This is a genomic window from Butyricimonas sp. DFI.6.44, from assembly GCF_022132345.1.
In the GTDB taxonomy this organism is placed as follows: domain Bacteria; phylum Bacteroidota; class Bacteroidia; order Bacteroidales; family Marinifilaceae; genus Butyricimonas; species Butyricimonas muris.
The window spans coordinates 181029-194705 of record NZ_JAKNJD010000011.1 but is presented as its reverse complement, the minus strand read 5'-3'; the positions used below and the strand labels follow the sequence as shown (position 1 = coordinate 194705).

Here is a 13677-nt window from a genome sequence, read left to right as displayed (position 1 = left end):
ATACTCAGCAATTTTTATGCCATCCGTATAAATACGGAGATGAGGTTGATAAAGTTATCTATTGGGTATTTCATTACAAAAGGTATTGCAAGTTATGTTTCATCGTTGTAGTCAACTGGTCGTAATTTGCGACCAGTTCTTTGATGTCACAGCTTGTGATATCAAAGCAGAAACCCTATTCATCCTTCTTTTTCTTCATATACCGCATGATATAGAATACAATACCGCCCAACAAAGCCAACAAAAGAAGACTTGAACTTATAGCTGAAATTCGGGCTCCCATGTAATAAGACTCCGGTTTGTATTCGAATGTAACGGTATGTTCTCCCGCGGGGACTATGACGGCACGTAAGATATAATCAGCCCTGAGAAGATCGGTTTTGTTACCGTCGATATAAACATTCCAGCCTTTGGGATAATATATTTCACTGAATACGGCCAATTGTTCGTTTGCTGCGGAAGTCTTGTATTCCAATTTGTTCGGGGCGTACGAGGTCAATTGTATCGTGGCGTTCTCGTCAAAATTGAAACCTTTATCTTGAATGACGGATTCAAACTCTTTGCTGATGACGGCAGATTCTCTCGGGTCTATTTGTTTCAGCCCGAGTAATTCTTCATCCGGCGTGTTCACGAGTTCATAATCCTTGACAAACCATGCGTTCCCGTAAGCGTATTTATTGTTGACGGGGGCGGAATTGGCATGCACGATGACATATTTCGTGTTCAACATATTCAACACGGTTTGCTTGGAAAGACTTTCTTCCATGGCAGAGAGTGTTGGAGAACTTTCCAGCGTTTTACCGATACTTTGCATCTCGGGATAGATGAAATAATCAATAATATCTTGGTAACGCTGTAACTTGGCGGCACTGTATCCCCCGATCGTCTTGTGATGATAACTGGTATGCGAATCATTGAACGTGTTCACGGATATATCCAGTACCCGATAATTCGGGTCTTTATCTGCAAGGATGGCTTGATCCACCGGACGAGGTTGGTATTGATTGTTAAACTCCCGTTGTTTTACAAAGTGGTCGTTATTGAGGTAACGTTTATCCACGGTCCACATATCGGCAAGAATCAATAGTCCCATGACGATCACGACATGAGTGCTTTTGATTTTCTGAATCATCCATGCCCAAATAACGATGCACGCCAATAAGATAAATACCAAAGAACGGAATGCGTCCGAGCGAAGCAGGGATTCCCGGTCTTGGGGTAAATATTGTCTGAGCCAATCCGGGTATTGACTGTCTGCCGGCGAAACGAAACTTCCGGCTAAACCGGGTAATAACGCGAACAAGGCACAAATACCACCGGTAACTCCTACGGCTATTTTCAATCCTTTGAGCAGAGTCTTTTTCTCGTATTCCCCGTTAAGAATTTTGTTCAGAGTATATATCCCTAGCAAAGGAATGGTCAACTGCAACACGATCAATATCATGGACGGCACCCGGAATTTGTTGTATAGCGGGATGTAGTCATAGAAGAAACTCGACAGGAACATGAAATTCCGTCCCCAGCCCAAGAATAGAGCCAGTAAAGAAATTCCCACTATCCACCACTTCATGGGTCCTTTGATTAACACGAGTCCCAACACGAAAAGGAAAATGGCGATAGCTCCCATGTACATCGGTCCCGCCGTGAATGCCTGTTCGCCCCAGTACAAGGGTAATTGTTGAATGATTTGATCGGCGTTCGACGCTCCTTGACTATTCAGGAATTTGTATGTTTCCGAATTTTTGTCTAACGCTCCGCCGGAAGCTCCACCCTTGAAGTTCGGTATCATCAGATTGAGGGTTTCGTCAATCCCGTAACTCCATGCGGTGGCGTATTCTTTATCCAACCCGCCTTTGGTTTGGCTATTTTGGTTTAAGGTCAATTCCGACCCGCCTCGCATCGTGTACTTGCTATATTCCCACGTCGGCCACAAGTGATTTATATTTGTGGCTGCTGCGAATAGAACCGCTACCACGAGTAGCGTGACAGTTTTTAAAAAGGCGGGAAGTGCCTTTGCCTTGACGGCTTTGTATAATTGTGCTATTCCGTAGAATAAAACGATAAAAGCGAGATAATACGTGATTTGCGGGTGATTCGCCATGATTTGGAAAGCAAGTGTTATCCCGAAGAATACCGCCCCCAACCACCGATTCTTTCGGAAGGCGAAAACGACAGAAGCCAAGACCATGGGCATTAATGATATTGCCACCATCTTCGCGTTATGTCCTACTTGAAGAATCTGGAAATTGTACGAGCAGAAACCAAAAGCGAGAGCACCCACGATAGATAACCACGGGTTTACCCCGAAAGCCAATAGTAACAGGTAGAAACTGACAAGCCCTAAAATCAGATAGCTGGCAGGGCGAGGTCCCACGAACAGACTGTCATACACGTTTTTCAAGTAATTGCCTTTATATTCTGTGGAGATCATCGTGGTCGGCATTCCGCTGAACATGGAGTTTGTCCACAACGGCTCTTCTCCTGTTTGTTCCCGAAACTGTATAATCTCGTTCGCCGCCCCTCGCCACGAGGAAATATCCGATTGCATTACTATTTTGCCCTCGAATAAAGCCGGAAAGTAAGCGTAGGCAATAACGATAAATAGGATAAAAGCTACAAGATAAGGATAAAATGATTTGAGCTTCGGCATCTTCATGTTTTTGTGTTTTAATGTATTCGATTTCTCGCGAAAGTAAAAAATATAATTATCAAAATAGAGGAATGTATTTAAAAATTGTGAGAAGGGGATGGTCTTGGTGGGACGATGGCATTCGTGTTTCTTGAAAAATGTATGCCTTGGATTAGGCGGTAGATAAATTATTTGTATTTTTAGATTTTTATTTTTTCTCTAAAAATACAAGAGAGTTATGAAAGTTTTTATGTTGGCTAATCCGGTTGCCGTGCATACCCAAAAATGGGTGAAGTCGTTATCTGATAGAGGAATAAATATATTACTATATAGTTTTAGGCCTTACAAGGAAGAGGGGTTTTATAAAAACATGGAGAACGCGGAGGTGCGTGGCTTTACCAAGGAAAGAAATGCACGGGGGATAAAATCGTTTTTCTTGTTTAAGCTATTCTGGTACTATATCCCTTTGGTTTGGGATATCAAGCGACAGATTCGTGCTTACAAACCGGATTTGGTACATTCCCATTGCATCAGTGATAACGGTTTGTTCGGGGTTTTGTCCGGATTTCATCCTCTCTTGGTGTCTGTCTGGGGAACGGATATTTTTGTCTACCCCTCGAAAAGCGGTATTCGGAAACGAATAATTCGTTTTATATTGAAACGGACGGATCACATTCTGTCAACGAGTCACGTGATGGCAGAAGAAACTCGGAAATATACATCCCGGAAGATAGAGATCACTCCTTTTGGTGTGGACATCAGTTTATTCCGGCAGTTGGAGAAAAAGCCCGACGGGGTATTCACCGTGGGGATTGTGAAGACGTTGGAGTATGGTTACGGGATTGATGTACTTATCGATGCTTTCGCTTTGTTCCGGAAGAAATATGCTGAGACAAGCATGAAGTTGCGTGTTGTCGGGGATGGAAGTTTGAGAGGGAAACTTGAAAAACAGGCAGAAGATTCGGGAGTAGGAGATGATATCATTTTTGAGGGGCGTGTACCGAATCATGAATTGCCGGCGATATTGAATGATTTTGATGTATTTGTAGCTCTTTCGAGAAGTGAGAGTTTTGGAGTCGCAATAGTGGAAGCCATGGCATGCCAATGTCCCGTGATTGTGTCCGATGCCCCGGGATTCGTGGAAATTGTGGAAGACGGAATAAACGGGTTGATTGTGCCTAGGGAGAATGCCGCCGCTGCAGCGGAAGCCATGGAACGTCTTTTTCTGGACGACAGGTTGCGACTTGCTTTAGGAACAAGCGGTCGGGAACGAGTGGAGAAAATGTATGATTGGCAGAAAAATGTTGACACCATGATTGCTTTATATCAGCAGGTATGAGTATCTTTGTTCCCGTTTGAGAAATATTTCGTGTATAGATAAGTTTATATTTTAGCGTAAAAGATGTTCGGAGATATAAAACAGACCATGAAGCATACCGTCGTGTATGGCGTTGGAAACTTTGCTTCCAAGTTGGTTGGTTTTATTCTGATTCCGTTGTACACGAACGAAAAATTCTTTTCTCCCGCCGATTACGGGATGCTGAGCCTTCTGGACGTAACGTCCCAAGTATTGGTTGCCGCTATGGGATTGGCTTTTTATGCCGGGCTCGTGCGTTGGTATTGGGATAAGGAGTATGCGGAACGTCAGAAAAGTCTGTTCTTCACGATAATGCTGATGACCACGGTGGCAGCTGTGGGGATGGGTATGATCCTGTGGGGATTCCGGGATTCTATAGAGGGGTTGTTGTTGGCAGGGGAGAAAATGGAGTCGTTTGAACAATTGCCTTACGTGTTCAATTTGCTGTTGGTGTATTCCGTTTTATCCGCGATAGTGGCACCGGTGTTGGATCTGTTGCGGTTGAAAAGCCGTTCCGTGCAGTTCTCGGTAGTCAATATTTTGAAATTGGTCGTTACCTTGGGTGTAACTGTTTATTTTATCGTGGGGCGGCAAAAGGGAATTACCGGGGTGTACGAGGCGCAAGTGATCGGGGCTATATTCCAAATATTACTCCTGTTGCCTTTTATTATAAAAAATTCAGCCTTGAAATTGGAATTTGCGGCTATTAAGCAAATTCTTTCGTATAGCTACCCGTTGATGTTCCCCGCTATCGTGGGCGGTTTATTGACCGTTTTCGATAAATATATGCTGAATTACATGAAAGGGATGGATGATGTTGCCTTTTATGCATTCGGTTATAAAATCGGTAACACGTTGAAAATATTCATCGTTGCTTCCGTTCAATTGGCACTGACGCCCTTGATGATGAAAAAAATAAACGACCCGAACAATCGACGTTTTTATTCAAAGATATTTACCTATCTCTCTTTCGGAGGAATGTATTGTGTTTTGGGATTAAGTTTATTATCCAGAGAATTGATTGCCTTGGTGGCGTCTAATCCCGCATATTATGCTTCCGTGTATATCGTTCCTTTTATCACTTTCGGGATATTCTTCGGTATGTTGCGGGATGCTTCCGTTATCGGTTTACAAATCACGAAACGGACAAAAATTATCAGTTCCTCGATCATCTTGATCACGTTTATAAATCTGGGATTGAATATACTTTTGATCCCCGTGATGGGAATGTACGGGGCTGCATTGGCAACCTTGGTGGCGCAAATAATTTCTTGGGGCATACCCTACTATTTTGCGCAAAAGGCTTATCCGATACCCTACGAGTTGGGTAAGTTGGGAAAAGTTCTTGCGGTTGGTACAGTAATCTATCTTCTGAGCGTTCTGACGGCTCCGTTGAATATATGGATTGCTTTCATTATTAAGATCGGGTTGTTGGTTGCGTATCCTTTTATGCTCTATGCATGGAAATTTTACGATGACGTGGAACTTCAAAGAATCACGGGGATGTGGGATAATTGGAAATTGATGTTGGGATATTATTGGTCTTCTTTGACCTCTATGCCTCGTAAAACAGTTAATCTGGGAAAGACTGTTGTTGCCGGGCGATTGAGTAGGGAATTTAGTAAACGAAAGGCTAAATTTTTATTTTTAGTGCCTCGTAAGAGAATAGCTATAGCCTTGTTGGATAAAAGTAAATATCATAACGATTTCGCCGTGTATTACGAAACGGTGAAAGGCAAGAACTCGGTCAAGTATTTTCATCAGCAGGCGCACAAGAAAGGGGCTGAATTTCGGTCTATTGAACCGGAGTTATTCGAGAATGAGATTTTTGAAGTGAATACTTCATTGGAAGTACGACAGGGAAAAGAGATAAAACAAGAATATTTGCAGCGGGGAAATATTACCCGGGGCGAGGGGATGGACGTATACGGGGTCTTTATGGATGATAAACTGGTCGGGTATATCCGTACATTGCATTTGGGCGAAACGATATTTATAAATAATATATTGGGGCATGGCGCTTATCTGAAAGCAGGGGTTGTGTATTTCTTGCTTTTGGAAGTCGTGCAGCGTTGCTTTGAGCGGGACGATGTAAGGTATATCATTTATGACTCCTATTGGGGAAATTCTCGAGGGTTAGCTTTATTTAAAAAACGTTTCCATTTTGAACCGACTAAAGTGACATGGATAAACCGATGAACCGCTGGAAAAGAATATATCATAAGTTATTTCGGCAGAAAGACCGGATAGGGGAGTATGAAGCTCTCTTGAAACGGGCTTTGGAGAACGGCTATCGGGTAATGTCGTTACTTGAATGGGTGCGGGAAGATTATCCGTCGGGGCATGTTCTCTTGCTTCGTCACGATGTGGATATAGATTCCCGCGGGGCGGAAAGGATGTTCGAGGTGGAAAGGCGTTTAGGAGTTCATGCCTCTTATTATTTCCGGCATTTAACCATGAAACCCTCTCTCGTGAAGCGGATGCTTCGTGAAGGATTCGAGGTCGGGCTGCATTACGAAACGTTAGCCGTGAAGATGAGGCACTTGCAATTGAAGGACAAAAAAGAGATTTCTTCCGAAATCCTTCTCTCCTGTCAACAACAATTAGCCGGGGAAATCCAAGAATTTAGAAAGAGTTTCGGTTCCATGACCTCTCTCTGTTCCCACGGTGCGGCTTGGAACAGGAAACTGGGTGTCCCGAATCATATTCTCGTGGACGATACGTTCAAAAAAGAGCATGATATCCTTTTCGAGGCTTACGACGAAGCTTTGAGGGAAAGAATCACGACCTACATATCGGATGCCTCGGTGACCGACGCTTCTGTCTGGCGATACGGTAAATCCCCTGTCGAGGCTATCGAGCAAGGTGATTCCGTGATCCTGTTATTGACTCACCCTGAGCATTGGAATCATCATTTTCTCTCGAATGTGCGCAAACTTTGGTTGTCTTTCTTAGATCGTTAGTATATCGTATTCAACGTGTTGCCTGCCACTACCGAGTTGTATTTTTCCAACACGGCTTTCTTCCCGTTCTCTCCCATGCGTTTCCGTTCTTCCGGGTGTTGATAGAGATAGATGATTTTTTCCGTGAGGTCGCCCACGTCCTCGTTCCGGAATACCATTCCGCCTCCGGTTTCTTCGATTAATTCCAACTGGGGGGTACAATCCGACACCAGTACGGGAGTTTCAAACAGCATGTATTGGTAAACCTTGTTGGCAATACCGGAATCATGTTGCGGATTCTTGATTAAAGGGGATAACCCGATAGCGGATTGGCGGGCAAAAGCGGGAAACTCGGACAGATCCTTCCATTTGTGGTAAATGATTTGCTCTTTTATTTGAGGATCATCCATATAGGTCTTGAATACTTCTTTATCCCCTTTATCAATAGGACCGATAAGCAATAGTTTTATATCCGGGTACTTCGGGGCAAGTTCTTTTAACGCTTTAAAACAGGTAATCAATCCGCGGCGTACACCGATAGCCCCGAAATAGAACATGATAAAATCTTGCTTGGCAACCGTTTCGGGAGCGGTATCGTGTTTTAAAAGTTCCTCCGTGTCCGGCACGTTGGGATAAATAACGAAGCGTTTTCCCGCGAGTGACGGGTATTTTTGTTTTAACTCTTCTTGAAAGCTATGACACAACACGACGATGTTGTCGGCATATTCAAGGTATCTTTTTTCCAGTTTTTCCCAGCGTTTGGGAACCACGAGCAAACTCTTCGGGAAAGTCGTTGCCCACGTGTAGGATTGTATCGCTGCCGGGAAGTTCTCGTGCAAGTCGAGAGTGATCGGGAGCCGGTATTCGCGGCTGCCCGTGTACACGGGTTTTGCCATGTACAAATCATGCGTGTGTAAGGCTTCTACCCCGGTATTTTTTATGAAACGGCGGATTTGTTTTTGCCATATCCAGTTGTATAGCGGGAAACGGTTCACGATTCCGAACAGGATTTCTCTTTGCCTGTTTGACATCTTGAAGCGTGTGATTTTAGTTTTGCCGATAGTCCCCGATAGTCCGATATTCAGCAAATCCGGACAGAGAACGTGTATCTCGTGCCCGTGATTTTCCAAAACCTTGATCTCGTTCAATACCCGTTGATCTCTCGTGATCTCTTTATCTAATATGACACCTATTTTCATGTCTTATTTTTTATTTCCGTAATAATTCTTTGAAAATCCCCTCACTTCTTTACCCAACAAGGCATTCCACCCTCCCCACAGAAGCCCGAATCCGTATGCGAACACTTGAATCAACAGCGTGATGATTGACAAGAAGGCAATCGCAAGGCTGTGATACTTTCCCAAAGATTGAAGGAAAGCCAGCAGGCAAACCGCCAGCAGTCCGCAACCGGCAATGCTCCACAGGACACGTATCGGGAATATTAGCCCCGTGAAACAGGTCACAATGGCTAATCCGAACAGACCGAGGATAAGGATCGCGGGTAACAGATGTACCACTTTCAACGTGTACGGGTGACGACGGGAGAGGTTGATACGTGCCACTCCCCAGTTGAATATCTGACGGAAGAATTTCGGGATGCTTGTCCGTCGCTTGTGGTAAACGTAAGCATCGGGAATAAGTCCTACATTGAATCCGGCATTGTATATACGCATCGAGTAATCCATGTCTTGCCCGTGGCGAAGGCCTCCCATCTCTCCAATCGTGTCATGGACTTCGCGGGATATGCCCATGTTAAAACTCCGGGGATAGAAACGTCCGACATGTTTTTTATTTCCTCGCGTGCCGCCCGTGCCGATAAAAGAAGTCATGGAATAATTGATCGCTTTTAACAGAGGGGAGAAAGAGGGATGACACGTGTCGGGTCCGCCGAAAGCGTCGTAATGGTGTTCGTTTTGTACTTTCTCTATTTCACGTAGCCAATGGGGGGGAAACATGCAATCCGAATCCACGAAGATAAAATAATCTCCTTTGGCTTCCCGCATCCCGTGATTTCTTGCGGCTCCCGGACCTTGATTCTTTTGGTAGACGGCACGAATCTGCAAACCGCTTGCCGAACGGTATTGCTCTATAAATTCCCGAAAACCGTCTTTCGAACCGTCATCCACGAAAAGAAATTCAAAAAGTTCCCGATCACCTTTCATTCTTTCGGCACTATCGAGAAGTTCTTTCACTTCATCCAATCGGTTGTAAACGGCTATGATAATAGAATATTTCATACATTTTCCCTTTAATAATAAGCCTCAATATTATCTTCCACCCGTTTATAGATAAATTGCTGTTCCCAAATCGCGAGTCCTAGGATAATCCAAATGAAATTATAGTGCCACCGGAGTTTCGGGTGAGCCGGATAATCCAAGATATACCGGATATATTCGTAATTGAATATACCTTGTTTTTCGATGTATTCCTTCGTCAGAATCTTTTCGGCGGTATCCTTCAAATCCTTCTTGAACTGGAGATACGGGTTCACCGTGAATCCCCATTTCTTCTTGGTGATGATTTTGGGCGGCAGATAAGGTTTCATGGCTTCCCGGAACAGATACTTCGTCTGGTTATTCTTGATTTTCAGTTCCACGGGCAGAGAGAATCCGAAATCCACCAGATCTCGGTCGAGGAAAGGCACCCGTTCTTCCACGGAATGAGCCATTGACATCCGGTCGTCCGTGAGCAGGTAATCATTCACCATTTTGGACTGGAACTCCGTGTATAGCACTTGATTTAGCGCGTTCTCGTTCTTCACGTCGTTGAAAATCTTATCGAACTCCTTGTGAACCGGAATAAGTTCCGCTTGGTGTTGATGCAAAAACTTCTCCGAGTAAATATTCTTGTAGAATGGCATGTCGTAATCCCACGCGTTACGGAGGATAAGATAAAAGCGTTCCACGTCCCCGATCGAGAGAAGCATTTGTACTCCCCGTCGGTACTCGTCATATCTCAAAGACTTGGAATTATTTTGTAGTTTGAAAATAAAATCCGATTTCCAACGTCCGAAGCGTTGCATCCATCGCGGCATATGGCGGTGCCATTGGTTGAACGGGTAAACGAACTTGTGTATATCGTACCCGGCAAATAGCTCGTCCCCGCCTAATCCCCCCAGTACAACTTTCACCGTGGGGTGGACGAACGCCGACATGTTGAATCCCTGCAACAAATTGATTTTCGGTTCTTCCGCGTGCCATATAACTTGCGGCATTTGTCGCATCGGGTTCATCGACAGACTCAGCGTGTGATGATTCGTGTGAAAATGATCCGCTATCTGTTGCGCATCGGGAAACTCGTCCGTGGGTTCGTTGAATCCCATGGTAAACGTGTTGATTTCCGGTACACCTAGTTCATGCATCTTTTGCACGATAGCGGAAGAATCTAACCCTCCCGAAAGATATACTCCCACGGGGACGTCGCTCACCAGCTGGCGTTTCACTGCCTGTTTGATCAACGCGTTCATCCGCTCCTTTGCCTCGTCTTCCGTGATGGAGCGATTGACATCGACAGACAATTGCCAGTAGCGTTTTACCGTGAACAACCCTTTCTCGAACACGGCATAATGTGCCGGCGGGATACGTTTGATTCCCTCGAACAGGGTTTCGTTGCCTTGCGTGTACCGCAAGTTCAAGTGAACGTGTAAGGCCTTCAGGTTGAGTTGTCGCTCGTACTTGGGATGAAGGATAATGGATTTTTGCTCCGAGCCGAATACCAGTACGCCGTCTTTCAAAAAATAGTGAAGTGGTTTCACCCCGAAATGGTCCCGGGCAAGAATCAAGCGCTCGTTCTTCATGTCCAACAGGGCAAAAGCGAAAATACCGTTCAGCTTGTTGAAGAGTCCGGTACCGTGTTCCTCGTACAAGTGAACTAGCACTTCCGTGTCGGTAGCCGTGTAAAACACGTGTCCTTTATTTTTTAATTCTTCCCGTATCTCCTCGTAATTGTATATTTCCCCGTTGAAAATAACGCAAACCGTTTTATCCTCGTTGAATACGGGTTGATTCCCGCAAGTTGTCACGTCGATAATGGACAAGCGCCGATGCCCGAGAGTAAAATCCCGGTGGACATAGACGGCTTGGTCATCCGGACCGCGGTGTTTTATGGCGGTCAGCATTTCCGACATCAATTCTTTGTTATCCTTGTCGCGTTCAAATATTCCGGCTATTCCGCACATATTCTTTGTTAATTAATTGGACATCGGTTGCATTTTTTACAAAAGTAACACAAAAAAGAGAGATACGGAATATCTATACTTATTTTATGGTTGGGCAGCCTATTCTTAACCTTTTCCTAACCTCATGAACGTAGCATGAACGTATCATGAACGTATCATAGACGTAAATCAACGTTTATGATACCTTCATGATTGGTCATTGCACCATTTATGTGGTCGGGTAAAGGTTAGGTCATGGTGGTGAGGGATGGGGCTATAACCTGTTCAGTTTTTTCAGAGCCTTGAATTTATGGCGATACATTTTCAGGATATTCCGGATATTGTCGTATCGGCGGAATTTTTCACTGTACGTGCGTAATTCGTCTTTACCCGTGATTTGGTGGAGTACCAGCAATTGATGGCGTACCAGCCGGAGATAGCCGATAGTGCAGGGATCGTTTTGCGGGTAACCGGGCAGGTCGCAGCGGTTGAAGCGGGACCAGTAACCCATGTCGAATTTAGGTAGTTGGCGGATAAGTCCTTCCACACCTTCCTTGAATAGATGGAGGGCGAGGGCGTGCCCGTCGGGATTCACTTCTTCCGGGACGGCACGAATGTAATCGTGTAGACCGAAGAGCGAGAATATATGCCCGTCCAACACGCGGGTAGGGCAGGCGGCCGTGTACTCTTCATAGAACGTTTCGCCGATTGCCCGGTCAACGGAAACACCGCCTTCGGATATATCTTTCGTGAAAGGGATAAGGGCAAGTGTTGCCGCGTGCAGGTATTCCGTGTTTCGTGTCATTTGCCATGCCCGCAAGAGGATAGAGATAGCCCGGCTTTGGGTGAATGCCGATTTCCACGGGGTGGTGACGCGGTATTCCGGTTTGGCGGTTTCGGTCAGCCAGTAGCAGCCCAATTCGGGCGATTCCTCCCGTTGCTGCATGAACCAATCGGCAAAACGGAGGAAATAGGCTTTCTTTTCGCTATCATGTGTTTTGAGCCAGCTATGAAACACGGCCAAAGCGTATTGCCCGATGGTGATAGGGTAATAGTAATATCCTTTCCCGTCGACCACGTCGATGTAGGAGTGCACGAGGGGAATACCCGCTTCATCAAATTGGAACGGGTGGTTGCCGCCCCGCGTGTTGATTTTGTCCTCTTCAAAAAGAAAATAATAATAAGTCAGTTCTGTGCTTTTGTTGTCCGTGCAAGTAGCCAGATGCTTGTTCTCGTTGAAATCGGTCAACAATCTTTTTCCGAAGAATAGGGCATTTTTCAGTTTCATAGGCTTGTTTATTTCGTGTGCCGGGAAAGCACGTGATTCATGAAATGAGCCAGCTCCCCGGTGGTTGCCTCGCGGGAATAACGGGAACTGTTCGAGAACGAGTAGGCGGGTGTTTGACGTTGCCATGCCTCGTGGAGTTTGCGTAATATTCTTTTGGCACCTTCCGTGTCATTGTAGTCGACCATTTCCCCGCATTGACATTCGTCGATGATGTGGCGGGCTTCACCCTCGGTATTGCCGACGGCGAAGATGGAACGTTGTGCCCCGATGTACTCGAACAATTTTCCGGTAAGGATGCCCTTGTTGTTTGGTACGTTATCAATGACAAGTAACAGGGCGTCGGACGAGTTGATATGGCGTATCGATTCGTCGTGGGGGAGATAGGATATGTATTTCGTGTCGGCTGTCAGCCCGTTTTCCTCCACGAGTTGTCGCAGTTCGGGACAGGTGTTCCCGATGAATTTCAGCCGGAACCGTATATTTTCTTCCCGCAATTCCCGAAGGGCGGGTAGTAAAGGTGTCGGGATACGGGTGACTGAAAGTACTCCCGTGTAAGTAATCACGGGGCAGTCGTTACGCGGGAGGGGAGCCGGATGGTTGTCGTAACCGTTGAAGACCAGACAACCGTTTCGCAGTTTTTCGCGTTTGCTTTCGAGCAATTGCAGGATGTCCTTGCTGATGGACACGATGCCATCGGCGGCATTCAAGGCGTCGTGTTCCAGACGACGGTCTTTACGCTCGGCACGGACACTTCTTTTCAGGTTTTGGTTGTAAACGACTTCTTTCCACGGGTCGCGATAGTCGGCAATCCACGGTTTGCCTGTTTTTCGGGCAAGGGCTTGACCGATTAGTTGCAACGAATGGGGAGGGGAGGAGGTGAGAATCAAATCAATGTTTTCCGACCGGATGATTTTCTTTCCTTCCCTCACGGCATAACGTTTCCAGCCGACACGGGCATCGGGGATGAAGAGGTTTAGCCGAATCCATTTGGAGAGGCGGGTGACGAGGTTCGGGCTTTTCTCGGAGAGAATATAGGTACCGATTGCGTCGTCCTTCTTTTTGCCGGAAACCAGTTTGAAAATGGAGAACGGTTCGAACGTTTTTGTCTTGTACACTTTTAGGTGCGACGGGATTTCTTTTTCCAACGAGGGGTCTTTAGCGGGATACTCGCCTTTTCTGACGGTCAGTATCACGGGGTCCCACCCGTACTTGGGCAGGTATTTCGCGAAGTTTAGCACCCGTTGTACTCCCGGTCCCCCGCTTGGCGGCCAATAGTAGGTAATAATTAAAACTTTCTTTTTCATC

At 45.6% G+C, this 13677-nt stretch carries 9 protein-coding genes; 3 read left to right on the top strand and 6 right to left on the bottom strand.

Annotated features, from left to right (window positions below; genetic code table 11):
- Nucleotides 1-175: 175 nt before the first annotated feature.
- Nucleotides 176-2656, bottom strand: a complete 2481-nt coding sequence (locus L0M98_RS15985; protein WP_227216840.1) for a YfhO family protein — start codon at nt 2654-2656, stop codon at nt 176-178.
- A 211-nt stretch (nt 2657-2867) separates the two neighbouring features.
- Between L0M98_RS15985 and L0M98_RS15980 the strand changes: the two genes are divergently transcribed.
- The 3 genes from L0M98_RS15980 (at nt 2868) to L0M98_RS15970 (ending at nt 6949) form a co-directional block, all read left to right on the top strand.
- Entirely contained in the window at nt 2868-3968 is a 1101-nt protein-coding gene (locus tag L0M98_RS15980) for a glycosyltransferase (RefSeq protein WP_227216841.1), read from the top strand.
- A 63-nt stretch (nt 3969-4031) separates the two neighbouring features.
- Nucleotides 4032-6185 carry a lipopolysaccharide biosynthesis protein gene (locus L0M98_RS15975; RefSeq protein WP_227216842.1) on the top strand — a complete coding sequence of 718 codons (2154 nt, stop codon included), beginning with the start codon at nt 4032-4034 and terminating at the stop codon, nt 6183-6185.
- A complete protein-coding gene (locus L0M98_RS15970; protein ID WP_227216843.1) occupies nt 6170-6949 on the top strand; it encodes a hypothetical protein in 780 nt (259 codons plus the stop codon). The genes L0M98_RS15975 and L0M98_RS15970 overlap by 16 nt, the downstream gene beginning before the upstream one ends.
- Here L0M98_RS15970 and L0M98_RS15965 read toward each other — a convergent pair.
- From L0M98_RS15965 to L0M98_RS15945, 5 genes are all read right to left on the bottom strand, one after another.
- Nucleotides 6946-8127, bottom strand: coding sequence for a glycosyltransferase family 4 protein (locus L0M98_RS15965; protein ID WP_227216844.1), 1182 nt, complete (start codon nt 8125-8127; stop codon nt 6946-6948). The genes L0M98_RS15970 and L0M98_RS15965 overlap by 4 nt on opposite strands.
- A gap of 3 nt (nt 8128-8130) precedes the next feature.
- The gene (locus L0M98_RS15960) at nt 8131-9165 is read right to left on the bottom strand and encodes a glycosyltransferase (protein WP_227216845.1); all 1035 of its coding nucleotides are present in this window, start codon (nt 9163-9165) and stop codon (nt 8131-8133) included.
- An 11-nt stretch (nt 9166-9176) separates the two neighbouring features.
- Entirely contained in the window at nt 9177-11105 is a 1929-nt protein-coding gene (gene asnB, locus L0M98_RS15955) for an asparagine synthase (glutamine-hydrolyzing) (RefSeq protein ID WP_227216846.1), read from the bottom strand.
- Nucleotides 11106-11358: 253 nt separating this feature from the next.
- Nucleotides 11359-12372, bottom strand: a complete 1014-nt coding sequence (locus L0M98_RS15950; protein ID WP_227216847.1) for a D-glucuronyl C5-epimerase family protein — start codon at nt 12370-12372, stop codon at nt 11359-11361.
- Nucleotides 12373-12380: 8 nt separating this feature from the next.
- Nucleotides 12381-13676 carry a glycosyltransferase family 4 protein gene (locus L0M98_RS15945; protein ID WP_227216848.1) on the bottom strand — a complete coding sequence of 432 codons (1296 nt, stop codon included), beginning with the start codon at nt 13674-13676 and terminating at the stop codon, nt 12381-12383.
- Between the last annotated feature and the right edge of the window lies 1 nt (nt 13677).

Excerpts from the sequence above, each read along its gene's own strand:
- L0M98_RS15950 (WP_227216847.1), bottom strand. The coding sequence starts at position 12,372 with ATGAAACTGAAAAATGCCCTATTCTTCGGAAAAAGATTGTTGACCGAT.
- asnB (WP_227216846.1), bottom strand. The coding sequence starts at position 11,105 with ATGTGCGGAATAGCCGGAATATTTGAACGCGACAAGGATAACAAAGAA.
- L0M98_RS15985 (WP_227216840.1), bottom strand. The coding sequence starts at position 2,656 with ATGAAGATGCCGAAGCTCAAATCATTTTATCCTTATCTTGTAGCTTTT.
- L0M98_RS15965 (WP_227216844.1), bottom strand. The coding sequence starts at position 8,127 with ATGAAAATAGGTGTCATATTAGATAAAGAGATCACGAGAGATCAACGG.
- L0M98_RS15945 (WP_227216848.1), bottom strand. The coding sequence starts at position 13,676 with ATGAAAAAGAAAGTTTTAATTATTACCTACTATTGGCCGCCAAGCGGG.
- L0M98_RS15960 (WP_227216845.1), bottom strand. The coding sequence starts at position 9,165 with ATGAAATATTCTATTATCATAGCCGTTTACAACCGATTGGATGAAGTG.
- L0M98_RS15980 (WP_227216841.1), top strand. The coding sequence starts at position 2,868 with ATGAAAGTTTTTATGTTGGCTAATCCGGTTGCCGTGCATACCCAAAAA.
- L0M98_RS15970 (WP_227216843.1), top strand. The coding sequence starts at position 6,170 with ATGGATAAACCGATGAACCGCTGGAAAAGAATATATCATAAGTTATTT.
- L0M98_RS15975 (WP_227216842.1), top strand. The coding sequence starts at position 4,032 with ATGTTCGGAGATATAAAACAGACCATGAAGCATACCGTCGTGTATGGC.